Origin of the sequence: Bradyrhizobium sp. 27S5 (assembly GCF_037217225.1) — a bacterium.
Classification (GTDB): Bacteria; Pseudomonadota; Alphaproteobacteria; order Rhizobiales; family Xanthobacteraceae; genus Bradyrhizobium; species Bradyrhizobium septentrionale.
The window spans coordinates 5,811,503-5,827,812 of sequence record NZ_CP147714.1 but is presented as its reverse complement, the minus strand read 5'-3'; the positions used below and the strand labels follow the sequence as shown (position 1 = coordinate 5,827,812).

Sequence of the window (16,310 nt, the reverse complement as noted above, 5' to 3'; positions counted from 1 at the left end):
CCATCGCAAACAATCAGGGAGACAACCATGATCTATGAGCTGCGCACCTACACGGTACGTCCAGGGACCGTCGGCGAGATGGTGAAGGCGGCGAGCACGATCTCGCGCGATATCCGCGGCGACAATTTCGGCAAGCTCGAGGGCTACTGGATCACCGAGATCGGTCCGCTCAATCAGGTCATGCACATGTGGAGCTACGCCGATCTCAACGAGCGGAGCCGGCTGCGCGCCGAGCTCGCGAAGAATCCGCGCTGGACCGGCGAGTATATTCCGGTGATCCGCCCGCTCTTGGTGCGCCAGGAGGTCCGGCTGCTGAATGCGATCATCCCGCCGGTGGCGCCGGCGACGACGGGCAACGTCTACGAATTCCGCAATTATCGCGCCAAGCCGCTCGGCGGCGTCAAGCAATGGCTCGATCTGATCACCGGCGTGCTGCCGGAGCGCGAAAAATACTCCAAGATCGTCGGCCTCTGGCACACCGATTCCGGGCAGCCCAACGAGGTCTGCCATATCTGGGCCTATCCCGATCTCAACGCCCGCGCCGCGGCGCGCGGCGGGGCGATGAAGGATCCGGCCTGGCTCGAATTCCTGAGCAAGGGCACGCTGCTGCTGGAAGAGATGCACTCGACCATCATGCTGCCGGCGCCGCACTCGCCGTTGCAGTGAGGGCCGCGATCATCCGCGGTCGTCCTGCCGGGCACGCAGGCAGAAGGCCCCACCCGATGTTTCCATCGGATGAGGCCTTCCAAGCAAGGGCGCGCGCCGCCTGAGAAACAGCGCGCTGCAACGCTAGTCGGGCCAGCTGACACCAACCTGACAGCGGGAGCCAATTGTTTCCCGGTGTGTCCGGATGGCTAGGAAAGGGTAAACCGTTCGCGGCCGCGAATGCGGCCACCGCGATGCGCCATTGCTCGAGCCAGCCGCCGGATCACGGTTTGCTCGCGGAAGGCGTCGCTTTCGGTTTTGACTGCAGGGTGAGGACACCGCATTTGGTCAGAACCATCACCGTTCGTTCCACAGATTCACCGGGTACGTTGGGCATGTGTCGGATCAGGTCCGACATCGACAACGACGGGCCATGCTTTTCAAAGGTGCCGACGATCTCGTCCACAACCTGCGGCCGGGCAACTACCTGAGCGGCCCGCGCGATACTTTCGGTGGAAAGCCTGCGTTGCACTTCCTTGCGGTCCACGCCTTCGCCCAGCGCGAATACGCATGCGCCGTCGAGCGTTCGCGTCGGATAGGAGTTGAACATCGTGAACGGATTGAGCCGGTCCGGCCGGATCGCTCCTGCCGGCACGGTGCCTTCGACCTTGCTTCGCCTGCGCGCTCCGAGTTCGGTCCAAAGCTGTGCATACAGCTTCATGATCTGCGACCAGTCATAGTGATCGCGCGCGCGCTTCTGCCCCGCTGCTCCCATCTGCCGCCGCAGATCGGGATTGGCAAACAGCGTCGAATAGGCGGTCGCGGCGGCGGGGATGTCGACTGCGATCAACTGGCTCGTGAGGGCGGTATAGGTGTCGTAATTGTCGAAGCCGAAGTCTGCCCGCTCGACGAGGAACTCGGCCGAACCTGGCGGCAAAGTGAGGGTTGGCACCCGGAAGCCGTCGGTGCCGTGACGAATGGTCTCCTTGTAGCCGTTCCAGTCCGACACCACGACCGGCAGGCCAGAGGCCATCGCCTCGACCGGCGTGAGGCCGAACGTCTCCTGAAAATTGTCGGCGAGCGAGGTGAAGATGTCGGCCGCCGCCCATGCGGCCTTCAGATCCTTGGCCTTGCGCCCGTCGACGAAGATGCGCCGCAGAGACGGGCCAAATTGGGCGCACTCGCGGACATAGAGCTCCTCGGTGGCGTCGCGGCTGAACCAGCCGGCCAGCACCAGCACGACCTTATGTCCCTTGCTGGCCTGTTCCGCCGCCAGCAGCATGGGAACGTGGTGGGCCTTGGCATGGAAAGACAGGCGTCCGACGTAAAGCAGGACGATCTCATCGTCGTCGATTCCCAACATCTGCCTGGCGCGTTGCCGTTCGCCTTCGCGAAAGGTGAAGTCGGCGCAATTGACCCCGAGCGGGATCACCGGAAGCTGCGGTATCGGCATTCGGCGCGCGCCCAGCCTCGCCTTCAGGAATGCGGCCTGCGCCTTAAGCAACTGGTCGACGCTCTTGTGCACTGCAAGCGAGGTGCAAATAACCGCATCCCAATGCTCGAGCGGACTGAGCGGCATCGACGACAGCATCCCCATCGCAACATGGGTCATCGTCGTGTGCGTGATGCCGCACAGGCTATAGGCGCGAGGCGAATGCCGCGCCCGCCGCCAGGCGTACGGGCCGAGGCCGGGGTCGGGTAGATACAGCAGCCCTGGTTCGCCAAGACGTCGATGCGCCGGCGGCGGCAGCCATTCGATGGTGGTGGTATCCGATCCGGAACGCCTTATATCGGTCGCGAACTGATCGACGAATTCCCGCTTTGGCGTGTAGCAGAACAGCCGTTCCGGTTTCTCGCGCGCCAGCGCCTTGAGAAATCCCGCTCCAGCAGCCTGACGTCCCATGATGCGCTTGTCGCCAAGCGAGTAGGCTTCGGGGAGATAGAAAATCGCGGCTGGGGGAAACGACATCGGAGCATCCAAAATCAACAATACCGGAGATTGATAGCAGGTGGGGCGGTTGCAGTGGAACCTGATTTCTTTTTTCAGTCTCCTTGAACCTGCAACCTGAGGGCGATAGCGTGCCTGCCGAACGCCGTGTTAGCGTAACGGTGTATTTGAGAGGTTCGGCCCCCGTGGCCGGCATCGTTTGGGTTGGCTTCGATTTGTGGCCGCCCTCGCTTTTTTTAGCGGCTCGACGAAGAGCCTGCATATTGACGGAGATGTTTCATGGTCGGCCGCGACACGGCAGTTTGTTGATCAGCGCAAATGTGAGCGCGACCACAGTGCCCGGCGGCGAATTCCCCTATTGTTAGTCGGCGAGGCGGGGTCCGGGACCCTTCTTCCGAGCCTCTTTTGGTGTTTTGAGCCGGGGCAGGCGGCCTCGCAACTCCGGCTTCTGGTGCCAAGCGCCGGTCGCCTATCTCTACGGCCGGCCTTGGAAATTAAAGCAGGTGATTTTCGATTGCATTGAACCTTGCAACCATCGCCGATACCAAAACAGTTGGATGCTAGGTTAACGCCTTGTTTGAAGACCGGCCTTTCGAGGCCATTTCGTCCCCCGGCGGTTCCCCATATTTGGCCGCCTCTAAGTTTTTGGCCGGCTCGACGAAGAGCCAATATTGACGGAGATATTCCATGCCCGTGTTTTACGGCGACAGCACCGACAACAGCGTTACCCCCGCAGCCAACTTCGATTCACTCTATGGTGGCCAGGGCAACGACACGCTGGGAAGCAGCATCGTCGGTTTCGACTACTGGGAGGGCGGCCAGGGCAACGACTATATCTATGCCCTCTGGTCCAGCACGGCCTACGGCAATTTCTACGGCGGCGACGGCAACGATTTCATCCAGGGTGGCAATACCGCCGTTAGCCAGTTCGAGTATGGCGGCAGCGGCGACGATTACATCCAGGAAGATTCGAGCGGTCTGACTACGCAGCTCCACATCATCGATGGCGGTGCTGGCCGCGACCGCTTGGATGGCTCAAACGGCAACGACACGATCTACGGTGGCGACGGTAGCGACAGCGGCGCCGCCATCACTGGCGCTTTCGGTTCCGTGACGCCGGGTCTGTACGGTGGCCTCGGCAACGATGTCCTTGCAGGCGGCGGCGGCGATGACCTCCTGTTCGGCGGTGACGGCAACGATTTGATGTATGGCGGCACCGGCAACGATACGTCGTATGGCGGCAACGGCAACGACACCATCACCGGAGATGCCGGCGCCGATCTGCTCGAAGGCGACGCCGGCGACGACTGGCTCTACATGAGCAGTGGCAACCTCAGCAATGCCTACGGCGGAACGGGCAACGACGTCATCATCGCCACCCAGGGCTCGGCGGTCGAGAATGGCGACGACGGCAACGACGTCATGTACGGCGACCAGGGCAACGACTATCTCTACGGCGGCAACGGCGACGACACCATGTACGGCGGTGCCGGCGTTGACGTTCTGCTCGGCGGCGCCGGCAACGACTATTTCGATGGCGGCACCGGCGTGAACTACTACTTCGGCGGCGGCGGCAACAATACGTTTGTCTCCAACGACGTGCCGGGCGTCGAGGTGGTTCAGGACTTCAACGCAGCCACCGATACCGTGCAGCTGAACGGCACAGGCTTCAGTTCGTTCGCTGACGTGCTGTCGCACTCCTACCAGAACGGCGCCTACTTCGTCGTCCAGGTCGATGGCGACACTGCGGTCTGGCTGAACGGCGCTTCCGCAGCCACGGTCACGGCGGCGAATTTCTCGATTGTCAGTTAACGAGAGGGGGCCCGGGAGCTTTCTCCCGGGCCCCCTTTTCGCCGCCGCGTATTCGGGCTGGATGGTTCGAAAACCCCAGTTTCCCAGATCGAAAGCGCCCGTCCGCTCTTGCAGCGGCCGGGCGCGGAGCGTTTCAAGTTGGTTAGCCCGTGGTTTTGCGGGATCTCGACGCGACGAAGTTGGAAGTGCATGAACCGGCCGAAGCAACTATGATGGCCGGTATTGAGGTTAGGGGAATGTTTGATTTCTTGAAGCGAAAGGTGTCTCTCAACAGGGCCGTCGAGGTTGGTTGGACGCTTGACACCAACAAGGCCACCTTCATGTGGGAGGCCCCGAGCCGGCTCAGCCGGGAAGAGAAGCGCACCGCGCACGCCAAGGCCGTGACATACTGCCCCGCCGTGATCGATCACGAAGCGCGCATCTTCCAGGTCAACTGCCCGGTCGACATTCAGCTTCGGATCGCGATCGATCCGAAAACCAATGAGCCAAAGCTCAGCAGCACGGCCGGTGACATGTCCTCGATCCGGCCGAAGGCACTCGCGGAACTGGTCAAGCTCAACTCCCCCAAGGAATGGCGTCATCCGAAGCGGCCAATTCTGCAAATTGGGAGCCCGTACGTCTTCCTGGCCGACGAACTGGTCTACATGATGCAGTTACCGGCCTTCAATCACTACTACACGACGCCGTTGCCGGGCGTGATGATCGGCGGCCGGCTGCCGATTCATATCTGGCCGCGCCCGATGATGTGGGCCTTCGAATGGCATGACATCAGCAAGGAGCTGGTGCTGAAGCGCGGCGATCCCTGGTTCTACGTTCGCTTCGAATTCCAGGATCCAACCCGGCCGGTCCGCATGGTCGAGGCGGATATGACGCCGCAGCTGCGAGAATACATGCAGGGCGTGTCGGCCGTGACCAACTACGTCAGCCGGACCTATTCATTGTTCGAAACCGCCAAATCGCGACGGCCGAAAACCTTGCTTGTCGAGAAACAGCGCTAGGAAAGCACCTCAACCCCGAACCCCGATTGTCATGCGCATTCTTTTCATCCACCAGAATTTTCCAGCGCAATTCAGGCACATTGCTCAGCTCCTGAAGCGCTCCGGCGACCAGGTCCTGGCGCTTTGCGACAGTCGCAACACCAGGCCGGAAATCGTGCCGGTCCGGCGCTACCGTTTCAATGACGCGAATGTCGGCAAACCGTCGCCGCTGGCGGCTTCCTTCTCGCAGCACGTGGTGCGGGCGCGGCATGCCGCCGATGAGATGCTGAAGTTGCGAGAGCAGGGGTTCGTGCCCGATCTGGTTTTCGGCCATGTCGGCTGGGGCGAAACGCTGGCGGTGCGCGATGTCTGGCCGTCTGCAAGGCTCGCCGTCCATGCCGAGTTCTACTATTCGGCCGACGGGGCGAATATCGGTTTCGATCCCGAGTTTCACTCGACATTGTCATTCAACGAGCGCTTTGCCGCGCGCTTGAGCAATGCGCCGATCCTGCTCGCGATGACGGACGCCGACGCCGCGGTCGCTCCGACGCAGTGGCAAAAGATGCGATACCCCTCGCATCTGCAATCCAAGATCCAGGTGCTGCACGAGGGCATCGACACCGACATGGTGGCGCCCGATCCGGCGGCGACCTTTGTCCTGCCGAACGGCCGGTCGCTCGGCCTGCAGGACGAAGTCATCACCTTCGTCAACCGCAATCTCGAGCCCTATCGGGGCTATCATATCTTCATGCGATCGCTGCCGGCGATCCTCGAAGAGCGGAAAAACGCCCAGGTCGTGATCGTCGGAGGCGACGGCGCCTCGTATGGACCGAAGCCGAGGGACGGCCGCAGCTGGAAGAACATCTTCCTGGAAGAGGTACAGGATTCGCTGCCGCTCGATCGGGTGCATTTTGTCGGATCGATACCGTACGACAGGTTCGTTGCGCTGATGCAGATATCAAGCGCGCACCTGTATTTGACCTATCCGTTCGTGCTGTCCTGGTCGATGCTGGAGGCGATGAGCGCCGGCGCGCTGGTGATCGCCTCGAAGACGGCGCCGGTGGAAGAGGTGATTGTCGATGGTGAGAACGGTCTGCTGGTCAATTTCTTCGATTCAGAAAGGCTGGCCGAACTCACGATCGAGGCGCTGGCCGCGCCGTCGCAGTTCCGGAGCCTGCGGGAGGCCGCGCGCCGCACGATCGTCGATCGGTACGACCTGAAACGGCGCTGCCTGCCGGAATGGGCGGAGTTTGTCCGGCAGTTCGATCCGGCCAGACGCGGCAAACCGGCAAAGGACGGCGTCGGGCGCGTCCTCGGTGTTGAGAGCGGTTTTGCGGTTGTAGCAAGGGATAGTCATGACGTTGCAATCAGCAATCCGCGATAACGACGACGCTCCGGCGTCGGTCGAGAAGGTCGATACCGGCCTGTATTCCGTGGCCTTGGTGGCGGGCTATTTCCGCATCGCCGCCGATCCCCGGCAACTCGGCCACGAGCTGGGACTGGCCGGACGGCTCGCTGAGTCCGCGGACCTCGTTGCGGCCGCAAAGCGCCTGGAGCTGAAGGCGCGCTGGATCGCCAATGCCACGGTGAAGCGCCTCACCAGCTGTCCCTTGCCGGCCGTCATCGGGCTCAAGGAAGGCGGCTTCCTGGTGCTCGCGCCAGGCGGCAAGGCCGGCCAGTTCCGTCTCGCCGATCCGGTGCGCCGCAGCAGCGCCGAGGTCGATCTCGAGCAGTTGGCCCAGCAATGGGACGGCAACATCGTCCTGATCACGCGGCGCGCCGGCGGCGCCGGCGTCAATCCGAAGACGTTCGGCTTCAGCTGGTTCCTCCCGTCGATCTGGCGCTACCGGCGCGTGCTCTCGCACGTCTTGCTGGCATCGTTCTTCGTGCAGATCTTCGGCCTGATCACTCCACTGTTCTTCCAGCTCGTGGTCGACAAGGTGCTCGTTCACAAAGCCATGTCGACACTGATCGTGCTGGTCGTCGGGATGGTGTCGCTCGGCCTGTTCGAGGCGACGCTGCAATATCTGCGGACCTATGCCTTGAGCCACACCACCAACCGCATCGATGTCGAGCTCGGGCGGCGGCTTTTCCATCATCTGTTCCGGCTTCCGATCGCCTATTTCGAGACCCGCGCAACCGGCCAGACGATCGCGCGCGTACGCGAGCTCGAAACCATCAGGAACTTCCTGACCGGCCAGGGACTGACGTCGCTTCTCGACTTGTTCTTCACCTTCGTCTTTGTCGGCGTTCTGTTCCTCTATTCGGTGCCTCTGACGCTCGTGGTGCTGGCGACGCTGCCGCTCTACGTGCTGATCGCGGGCCTGATCCGTCCGTTCCTGCGCGAGAAGATCCGGGAAAAATTCAATCGCGGCGCACGCAGCCAGCAATTCCTGGTCGAGTCGATCGTCGGCGCCCTCACGCTCAAGGCGGCGAGCGTCGAGCCGATCATGCAGGCGGAGTGGGAGGACCGGCTGGCCGCCTATGTCCGCACCTCCTTCGAAGCGTCGATGCTGGGCTCACTCGGGCAGAACCTGATCCAGTATGTCGGCAGGCTCACCACGGCGATGATCCTGCTGTTCGGGGCGCAAGCGGTGATCGCGGGGACGATGACCGTCGGCGAACTGATCGCCTTCAACATGATCTCGAGCCAGGTGCTGCAGCCGATCCTGCGGCTGTCGCAGCTGTGGCAGGATCTGCAGCAGGTCCAGGTGTCGGTCGAGCGCCTCGGCGACATCCTCAACACGCCGGTCGAGCCGATCCCGGCGAGCCTGCCGACCCTGCCGCCGCCGAAAGGCGATATCGAGTTGCGCGACGTGTCGTTCCGCTATCAGCCGGGCCGTCCAGAGGTTCTCCGCAACATCTCGCTCAGGATCAAGGCTGGCGAGGTGATCGGGATCGTCGGGCCTTCGGGCTCGGGCAAGTCGACCCTGACCAAGCTGATCCAGCGGCTGTATTTGCCGGAGCGCGGTCAGGTCTTGCTTGACGGCGTGGACGTGGCGCAGCTCGACCCAAGCTGGCTGCGCCGGCAGATCGGTGTCGTGCTGCAGGAAAACCTGCTGTTCAACCGCACCATCCACGAGAATATCGCGTTGGCGAATCCGGCGATGACGCGGGCGCAGGTGATGCACGTCGCGCGTCTGGGCGGCGCGGACGAGTTCATCGGGGCGCTGCCGCAGGGCTACGACACGATGATCGAGGAGCGCGGCAGCAACCTGTCGGGCGGGCAGCGTCAACGCATCGCCATCGCCCGGGCGCTGGCGACCAACCCGCGGATCCTGATCCTCGACGAGGCGACCAGCGCGCTCGACTACGAAAGCGAGCGCATCATTCAGAACAACATGCGCGCCATCACCAAGGGCCGCACCGTCATCATCATCGCGCACCGGCTCGCCGCAGTGCGGCCATGCAGCCGGATCATCGGCATGTCGGACGCCAGGATCGTCGAACAGGGAAATCACGACCAACTGATCGCAAACAGCGGCAGCCTCTACGGCCGTCTGTGGTCGATGCAGAATGATTGGACAAAGTGATGGGCAAGGAAGTCACACCGGCTCGCCAGGTTCTTTTTCCATTCAAGTCGGACGTTCGCGGCGCCGACCGCGAGTTCCTGCCGTCCGCGCTGGAGATCCTGGAAACCCCCGCGTCGCCGGTCAAGGTGGCGCTGATGCTCACGATCTGCGCCTTCGTGGCGGCCGCGCTAGCCTGGTCGGTGTTCGGCAGGCTGGACGTGCATGCGGTGGCGCTCGGCAAGATTGTTCCTTCCGGACAAACCAAGTTCATTCAGCCCTTTGATCCGGGCACGGTGGTTTCGTTGTCGGTGACCAACGGAATGCGCGTCGAGGCCGGACAGGAATTGATGGCATTTGATGCCGCCGAGGCCGAGGCCGAGGCGAGGCGGCAAAGCGAGGCGGCGAGTGCGCTTCGCGCGGAGGTCGCCCGCCGCAAGGTGGCGATCGATCAGGCGAAGGCCTGGCCAGTCAAGCCGCTGTTCCCGGTGGCGGACGTCGAATGGCAGGATGACGTGCCGCCTGCGTTCCGCAGCCGCGAAAATCGTGTGCTGGCGGCAGATCTTTCCCAGCTCGCCGAGACCATCGGGACGCTGGAGAAGCAGATCGCGCAGAAGCACGCGACCCGCGAACGCCTCAACATGAGCATCGCCTATCAGACCGAGCTGATCAAAACGCTGCAGGACCGCGTGGCGGTTCGCGAGGCATCGCTCAAGCTCGAGGTCGGCACCAAGATCAATCTGTTCGATGCGCTGGAGTCGCTGGACAAGTCACGCTCGTCGCTTGCCAGCGACAAGGGCCAGCTGCTCGAGACCGAGGCTGCGATCGTCGAGCTGCGCGGCGAGAAGGACAAGGATCTCGCGACATTCATCGCCGACAACAGCACGAAGCTTGCCGATGCCGAGAAAAAGCTCGACGACGCCGTGCAGCAATATGCCAAGGCCAGTACCAAGCTGGCCCGCACCAAGCTGCTTGCTCCGACCTCCGGAACCGTGCAGGCGCTTGCCGTCACGACGCTTGGCCAGGTCGTCACGACCGGCCAACAGCTTCTGACCATCGTGCCGGATGGCGGGCGGCTGCAGGCTGAGGTCTATGTGTCGAACACCGATATCGGCTTCATCAAGGTCGGCCAGGACGTCGTGGTCAAGGTCGACACGTTCCCGTTCACCCGGTTCGGCTCGCTGCATGGCAAGGTCATCAACGTCGCCAACGATGCGATCGACGAGCAGACGGCGCGGCGCCAGCAAGCCAACCCCACCAGCACCGTGAATGCGATGGCCAACACGCCGGGCGCTCCCGGGCAACCGCAGAATTTTGTGTTCCTCGTCACGGTGGCGCTGGAGGAATCGGCGATGAAGATCGATAACGTGATCATACCGCTCACCCCGGGCATGACCCTGACCGCGGAAGTCAAGACCGACGACCGCCGTATCATCAGCTATCTGCTGTCGCCGCTCACCAAGGTTGCCTCCGAGGCATTCAGGGAACGCTGAGCACCTCGCTCCGAGGCCGTCGCGCGCAATCTTTCGATCCGCGGGCTGGTGCAAGCGGCGTCGTGCTATCCGGGCGTTGCGCGCCGTTGGCGGATCCACCTGACAGTGTCACGCACGGCTTCGTAGCCGCGCCTGTGCATGGACAGCGCGCCGTGAATGGCCGGTAGCAGCGGATCGTGGCGTCGTAGCGGGAGCAGCACGTCGCCGATTGCGAAGCGGCCGCGCCAGATCGGATCGATCATGGGGTGGCCGGGAGCTGCGGTGGAATCGGCCGAATTGATCGCGGGATCGGCGCAGAGGTGCCGCGTCAGCTCCAGCGTCAATTGCGCGCCGGGCGAATGTTTCGCAAAGCGCTCGTCGATGCCGATCTTGAAGAAGAAGGCGCGGTCCTGGTGGCGCACCACGATGCCGCCTGCGACCGGCGTCGCGCCCGCATACAGCGTGAGGATCTCGCAGCGGCCGGCTTCGGCCATTGCCGACGTCGCGCGGCGGATGAAGGCCTCATCGCCGGCATGCTGGCTGAGCGCCGTGCCGCGCCGGCCCTTCCAGCCACCGGCTTCGAGGACCAGGAAGGTCTCAAGCGCGGTGGCAACTTCTCGCGGCGTGCGGGCGACGTCGAAGCGCACCGCGCCATGGTCGGCCAGGCGTTGACGCTGGCGGCGCAGCTCCTTCAGCTTCTTAGGCCCAAGTGCGTCGCGCAGCAATTGGTCGGCATCGCGCGTCGCATCGAGCTGCGCGCGCTGATAGGCGCTCAGCAGGCGCGGCTGCAAACCGTCCCGCGCGAGCACCGCGCGGATGGCGGCCATGGCTGGGCCCTCCAGCGACATGGTGCGGAGGATCAGCGCATGCGCGCCCGCATCGCGTGCCTGCTGCAGCATCTTGCCGACCGCCTGCTCGGCGGCGTCGCGGTCGAGCAGCGGCGTGCACAGCGTGCCATAGGGCTCGGCGCCGACCAGCGCGGGCAGGGGAATGCGATAGATCCGCCGCATCGAAACGACCGGCAACAGCCCGATCAATTGCCCGGCATCGCCGGTAGCGCTGAGCAGCGACGCGCCGGTGCGGCCGCGCGCCGAGGCATCGACCGCCAATTCCCAGTCGGGCTGGTAGTAGCCATTGGCCTCGATCGCGCGTTCGGCGAGGCCGCGCCATGCGCTGACCGGCGCGCCCGACAGCGGCGGCAGCACATGCCTCTCCGTGGCATCGTCATGCGATGCACGGCGGATCATTGCCTGGTCAGCAATATCGGCCACGTCCCTGTTTTCCCCGGTGCGCGAGGCTGATCGGCCTGCGTTCGTCAGGGAAACGCTAGCGGAAAGAAATGGAAAATGCCGTTGAGGCCATCAGGCAATTTGAGAGGTCATGTTAACCGCGCGTTCAGCATGTCGCGGGCGGCTCACGGTTTGGCGCTTTGTTGCGCTTGCGCCGCAACGGCGCCGTCGACCGGCTCGTAATTCTCGGTCAGGCAGTTGTCGTCGGCTTCCACCTGCCTGCGATCGAAGATCGCGCCACTATTGATGAACACGCGATAGGTCCGCGTCCCGAGCGGCTTGCCGATCACCGATGTCAGTTCGGCCTGCACGCACGCCGTCCAGCCGGTGCCGCCGGGGTCGTGCAGCGGGGCGGAAACCCGCACATGGGTCGGCTGTGAGCCGGCGGTGAACACCGAATCCAGCTTGCTCGCGACCAGCCGTTTGACATCCGGAGGCGCCTCGAGCGGCGCCGGCTCGGTGGACTTGACCTTCAATATCTCAGGCCACACCGCGTGGCTGTCCGCCAGCCCGCAGCCACTCAACATCAAGGCGGCGCCGGCCAGCAGCGCCGCCACATGTACCTGTCCCTGTCCCATGGAGCTAATTTAATGTGCCGCGGCCCAGATTGCGCCCCCCTGGTGACGCTGAATTCGCGCCACGCGGCGCTTTGTCGATCAACAAATGTCGAGAGACAAGTTATGTTTGGGGCAGCGGTATTGCCGGATGTTTCTGCGGCCGCGGGGGAGAGAGACTGACATGAAAAGCTTCACGGTTGCTGCCGTCATTCTGGCGCTGGTCGCGACACCAACCCTGGCCCAGGGCCGGCGAGGGGGCGGGGGCGGCGACGCGAAGACCGAGCAGAAGCCAAAGGTCGACGAGAAGGCCTACAAGGCCGCGCTCGACCGCATCCCCGAACCCAAGGAGAAATACGATCCCTGGGGCGTCACCAAGCCGGCCGCCGATCCGGCCAAGAAGCCGAAACAGTAAGCGCTCGTCGGCCCCCGCGACAGTTCTGCGGCGGAACTGGCGTCGGTTGCCGCGTGGCTTGAACCTTGGTCTGACGGCTTTCGACCCATTTCCGACGTCACCGCCGGAGGCCGCCATGCTTCGCCGTTCGTTCCTCAGCCTGATCGTTCCGGCTGCGATCCTGCTCGGCACCGTACCGGCATTGGCGGAAAACCGTCTGGCGCTGGTGATCGGGCAATCGGCCTACAAGTTCGTGCCGGCGCTGCCCAATCCGGCCAACGACGCCAGCGCCATGTCGCAGATGCTGACCGATGCCGGATTTGCGGTGACGGCGGCATCTGACCTGTCGCAGGACGAGATGCGCGCCCGGATCAGCGACTTCGCCGGACAGGTGGCGGCGAAGGGCGCCGACACCGTGGCGCTGGTGTTCTATGCCGGGCATGGCCTGCAGATCGACGGCGAGAACTATCTGGTGCCGGTCGATGTCGATCCGAAGCGCGAGGCCGACATCCCGATCCAGGCGGTTCGCCTCAACGACATCCTGAACACGCTGACCTCGGTGCCGAGCCGGATGCGCATCGTGCTGCTCGATGCCTGCCGCAACAATCCTTTCCCGGAGCTCAGCAAGACCGCGGGGCACGGGCTTGCCATCGTCGATGCCAGGGTCGGCGCGCCCGGCACCTTCGTGTCGTTCTCGACGTCGCCGGGCGCGGAAGCCGAGGACGGCAGCGGCGCCAACAGCCCGTATACGACCGCGTTGCTGGCCTCGGCGAAGGAGCCGGGCATTCCGATCGAGGACACGTTCAAGCGCGTTCGCCTTGCGGTGTACAAGGTGACCGACGGCCGCCAGACACCATGGGACTCCTCGTCGCTCACCGACGACTTCCGCTTCATGGCAGGTTCGGCTTCGGCGTCGCCCGCGGCCACGCCGCAACCCGCCGCCGCCAAACGCACCGTCGACGAATGGAAACGCGAATTGCAGGGCAAGCCGATCGAGGCCGCAAGCGAGTTGATCGTGGTCGACGGCACCGACGAATCCTATGAGGCCTTCGCCGCGATCTTCGCCGGCACGCCGCGCGGCCTGCAGGCGCGCGACTGGCTCGACCGGCATCGCCGGATGGTGGCGTGGAATGATGCCATTCTCGCCAACACGGCGGCGGCCTTTCGCGGCTTCCTCGCGCAATATCCTGACACCGACCTTACAGCCACCGCGCGCAAGATGATCGAACGGCTGCGCTATCGTCCCGATCTGACGCCGGCCGCTGCGGTCAGTGTGCCCGCGACGAATGTCGCGCTGGCGGCGCCGACCTGTCCCTGCAACGCCGCGCCGCCGCAGTTGCAGAAGGCCGATGCGCCGGCCAAGAAGCGCGTCGATCCCGATCCGCCGCGGCGCGCAGGCAAGCGCCCGCCGCGCGTCGTGGTCGAGGACGACGTCGTGGTGGCGCGCCGTCCGCCTCCTGCCGTGGTCGACGAGCCTGTCGGGCCGCCTGTCGGAATAGGAATCGGAATTGGCATCGGCGGCGGTCGTGGTGGCTATCGCGGCAATGATGGCGGCGGATATCACAGGGGTGGATACTGACGCGCCGATCGCGTAAACGCTTTCCCCGCATGAGATGCGACGCTTGATGATCGCAACTCGCGGGAGGACGCAATGCGGTCGTTGTTTCGCCTGGTTGCCGCGGTGGTGCTGTGTAGCCAGCCGGCGCTCGCCTGGGAGTATTGGGGCGGTGACCGCGGCGGACAGCGCTTCTCGCCGCTGACGCAGATCACGTCAGACAATGTCGGCACGCTGGTGCGTGGCTGGGAATTCCGCACCGGCGATCTCGACGCGCGCCCGCCCGAGGTCATGAAGCGGACCAAGTTCGAGGTGACGCCGCTGTTGGTCGAGGACAGCCTGATCCTCTGCACGCCGTTCAACGAGGTGATCGCGCTCGATCCCGGCACCGGTGCGCAGAAATGGCGGTTCGATCCGAAAATCAGCATGGCGCAGCGGCCGGCCAACCGCTTCGTCTGCCGCGGCGTCGCGCACTGGACGGATGATCGTGCGGCTGACGGCGCGGCCTGCAAGTCACGCATCTTCACCGGCACCAATGACACGCGCCTGATCGCGCTCGACGCCAGAACCGGCAAGCCTTGCGCCGATTTCGGCAACGGTGGCGAGATCAAGATCGACGCCGGCATGAAGCTGGCATGGCCCGGCGAGTTTCAAATCACGTCGGCGCCGGTGACGGGGCGCGGCGTGGTGGTGGTTGGCTCCGCGATCGGCGACAACCGGCGGGTCGATGCGCCGCTCGGCGCGGTGCGGGCCTTTGATGCGCGGACCGGCCAGCCGCGCTGGACGTTCGATCCGCTGGTGCATGACGGGATCGAGGCCGGTCACAGCAATGTCTGGGCGCCGATGTCGGTGGACGAGGAGCGGGGCCTGGTGTTCCTGCCGACGACATCGCCCAGTCCCGATTTCTGGGGCGGCAAGCGCCCCGGCAATGATGAGCACGCCAATTCCGTCGTCGCGCTGCGGATCGAGACCGGCGAGCTCGTGTGGGCATTCCAGACCGTGCATCACGACGTCTGGGACTACGACCTGCCGGCGCAGCCGACATTGGCGCGGATCGACACCGGTTCGGGCATGCGCGACGTCGTGATCCAGCCGACCAAGCAGGGCTTTGTGTTCGTGCTCGATCGCGACACCGGCAAGCCGGTGTGGCCGGTCGAGGAGCGCGCCGTGCCGCAGAACGGCGCCGACGGCGAGAAACTGTCGCCGACGCAGCCGTTCCCGACCCACGTGCCGCCGCTGCTGACGCAACGCATGACGGCCGATGATGTCGCCGGATTGCTGCCGGGCGTCGGGAGCTCGGCTTGCGAGAAGCTGCTTGCGCAATCCCGCAACGAGGGGCTTTACACGCCGCCGTCGACGCAAGGCACGATCGTCTATCCGATGACCGGCGGCGGCGTGAACTGGGGCAGCGCAGCGTTCGATCCGGTCAACCAGATCCTCTACGCCAATGTCAGCCATGCGGCGCACATCATCACGTTGATCCCGCGCGACCAGGCCAAGGGCTTCGATCCGCCGCCCGGCCATGATTTCGGCCAGCAGGAGGGCGCGCCGTTTGCGATGTCGCGGGCGCTGGCGAAGTCGGCGGTAGGTTCGCCGTGCAACAAGCCGCCGTGGGGCGAGACGGTGGCGGTCGATATCAAGGCTGGCAAGATCCTCTGGCATTCGTCGGTCGGCACCAGCGAGGATCTCGCGCCGCTCGGCATCGCGCTCGATACCGGCACGCCGCTGGTCAATGGCGTCGCGATCACCGCGGGCGGGCTCGTCTTCACCGGTGCGATGGATGCCTATCTGCGCGCGTTCGATGCCAGATCGGGCAAGCAATTGTGGCTCGGCCGGCTTCCGGTGCCGGGCGTCGCCAATCCGATGACCTATCTCTGGAAGGGCGAGCAATATGTCGTCATCGGCGCCGGTGGCCATTCCGAAGCCGGCACATCGGTCGGCGACAGCGTGGTCGCATTTCGCCTGCCGCGTCAGGGCGAGGGTGTTTCGCTTCTCGCGCGCTTGATTGATCGTCCCGGCGGACGATTTGCCGCGAAGGCAGTCGCGGCCGGCGCGGTGCTGATCGTGCTTGTCGGGTTGTTCTGGCGCTGGCGCAGGAGGCGCGTCAAGGTCGTGTAGCTCGACTGCGCGTTCGCTGAGGCGTCACATGACAAAT

At 64.3% G+C, this 16,310-nt stretch carries 12 protein-coding genes; 9 read left to right on the top strand and 3 right to left on the bottom strand.

Annotated features, from left to right (window positions below):
• The first annotated feature begins 27 nt into the window (after positions 1-27).
• Positions 28-666, top strand: a complete 639-nt coding sequence (locus tag WDM24_RS27515) for an NIPSNAP family protein (protein WP_338827965.1) — start codon at positions 28-30, stop codon at positions 664-666.
• A gap of 262 nt (positions 667-928) precedes the next feature.
• Here the strand turns inward: WDM24_RS27515 and WDM24_RS27510 are convergent, their stop codons facing one another.
• Positions 929-2,635, bottom strand: coding sequence for a glycosyltransferase family 4 protein (locus WDM24_RS27510; protein ID WP_338827964.1), 1,707 nt, complete (start codon positions 2,633-2,635; stop codon positions 929-931).
• A 645-nt stretch (positions 2,636-3,280) separates the two neighbouring features.
• On the opposite strand from WDM24_RS27510, the gene WDM24_RS27505 reads away from it, so the two are divergent.
• The 5 genes from WDM24_RS27505 to WDM24_RS27485 all read left to right on the top strand — a co-directional run bounded on the left by WDM24_RS27505 (position 3,281) and on the right by WDM24_RS27485 (position 10,384).
• Positions 3,281-4,405 carry a calcium-binding protein gene (locus WDM24_RS27505; protein ID WP_338827962.1) on the top strand — a complete coding sequence of 375 codons (1,125 nt, stop codon included), beginning with the start codon at positions 3,281-3,283 and terminating at the stop codon, positions 4,403-4,405.
• A gap of 260 nt (positions 4,406-4,665) precedes the next feature.
• Positions 4,666-5,403, top strand: coding sequence for a hypothetical protein (locus WDM24_RS27500; protein WP_224496859.1), 738 nt, complete (start codon positions 4,666-4,668; stop codon positions 5,401-5,403).
• Between the two features lie 31 nt (positions 5,404-5,434).
• Positions 5,435-6,766: a glycosyltransferase gene (locus tag WDM24_RS27495; protein WP_338827961.1), complete on the top strand. Its 1,332-nt coding sequence runs from the start codon at positions 5,435-5,437 to the stop codon at positions 6,764-6,766.
• A complete protein-coding gene (locus WDM24_RS27490) occupies positions 6,738-8,915 on the top strand; it encodes a type I secretion system permease/ATPase (protein WP_338827960.1) in 2,178 nt (725 codons plus the stop codon). Before WDM24_RS27495 ends, WDM24_RS27490 begins: the two co-directional genes overlap by 29 nt.
• On the top strand, positions 8,915-10,384 hold the full coding sequence (locus tag WDM24_RS27485; RefSeq protein WP_166298180.1) for an HlyD family type I secretion periplasmic adaptor subunit: 1,470 nt from the start codon (positions 8,915-8,917) through the stop codon (positions 10,382-10,384). Before WDM24_RS27490 ends, WDM24_RS27485 begins: the two co-directional genes overlap by 1 nt.
• 65 nt (positions 10,385-10,449) lie before the next feature.
• Here the strand turns inward: WDM24_RS27485 and WDM24_RS27480 are convergent, their stop codons facing one another.
• Both WDM24_RS27480 and WDM24_RS27475 read right to left on the bottom strand, forming a co-directional pair.
• Positions 10,450-11,634, bottom strand: coding sequence for a GNAT family N-acetyltransferase (locus WDM24_RS27480; protein ID WP_338827958.1), 1,185 nt, complete (start codon positions 11,632-11,634; stop codon positions 10,450-10,452).
• A 143-nt stretch (positions 11,635-11,777) separates the two neighbouring features.
• A complete protein-coding gene (locus WDM24_RS27475; protein ID WP_338827956.1) occupies positions 11,778-12,209 on the bottom strand; it encodes a hypothetical protein in 432 nt (143 codons plus the stop codon).
• A gap of 181 nt (positions 12,210-12,390) precedes the next feature.
• Between WDM24_RS27475 and WDM24_RS27470 the strand changes: the two genes are divergently transcribed.
• The 3 genes from WDM24_RS27470 to WDM24_RS27460 all read left to right on the top strand — a co-directional run bounded on the left by WDM24_RS27470 (position 12,391) and on the right by WDM24_RS27460 (position 16,273).
• A complete protein-coding gene (locus tag WDM24_RS27470; RefSeq protein ID WP_166207121.1) occupies positions 12,391-12,621 on the top strand; it encodes a hypothetical protein in 231 nt (76 codons plus the stop codon).
• A gap of 115 nt (positions 12,622-12,736) precedes the next feature.
• Positions 12,737-14,179 carry a caspase family protein gene (locus tag WDM24_RS27465; protein ID WP_338827954.1) on the top strand — a complete coding sequence of 481 codons (1,443 nt, stop codon included), beginning with the start codon at positions 12,737-12,739 and terminating at the stop codon, positions 14,177-14,179.
• Between the two features lie 72 nt (positions 14,180-14,251).
• Positions 14,252-16,273, top strand: coding sequence for a pyrroloquinoline quinone-dependent dehydrogenase (locus WDM24_RS27460; protein WP_338827952.1), 2,022 nt, complete (start codon positions 14,252-14,254; stop codon positions 16,271-16,273).
• The last annotated feature ends 37 nt before the right edge of the window (positions 16,274-16,310 follow it).

Bases quoted from the DNA above. Each gene is read 5' to 3' on its own strand.
- WDM24_RS27515 (WP_338827965.1), top strand. From the start codon at position 28: ATGATCTATGAGCTGCGCACCTACACGGTACGTCCAGGGACCGTCGGC.
- WDM24_RS27505 (WP_338827962.1), top strand. From the start codon at position 3,281: ATGCCCGTGTTTTACGGCGACAGCACCGACAACAGCGTTACCCCCGCA.
- WDM24_RS27495 (WP_338827961.1), top strand. From the start codon at position 5,435: ATGCGCATTCTTTTCATCCACCAGAATTTTCCAGCGCAATTCAGGCAC.
- WDM24_RS27490 (WP_338827960.1), top strand. From the start codon at position 6,738: ATGACGTTGCAATCAGCAATCCGCGATAACGACGACGCTCCGGCGTCG.
- WDM24_RS27485 (WP_166298180.1), top strand. From the start codon at position 8,915: ATGGGCAAGGAAGTCACACCGGCTCGCCAGGTTCTTTTTCCATTCAAG.
- WDM24_RS27470 (WP_166207121.1), top strand. From the start codon at position 12,391: ATGAAAAGCTTCACGGTTGCTGCCGTCATTCTGGCGCTGGTCGCGACA.
- WDM24_RS27465 (WP_338827954.1), top strand. From the start codon at position 12,737: ATGCTTCGCCGTTCGTTCCTCAGCCTGATCGTTCCGGCTGCGATCCTG.
- WDM24_RS27460 (WP_338827952.1), top strand. From the start codon at position 14,252: ATGCGGTCGTTGTTTCGCCTGGTTGCCGCGGTGGTGCTGTGTAGCCAG.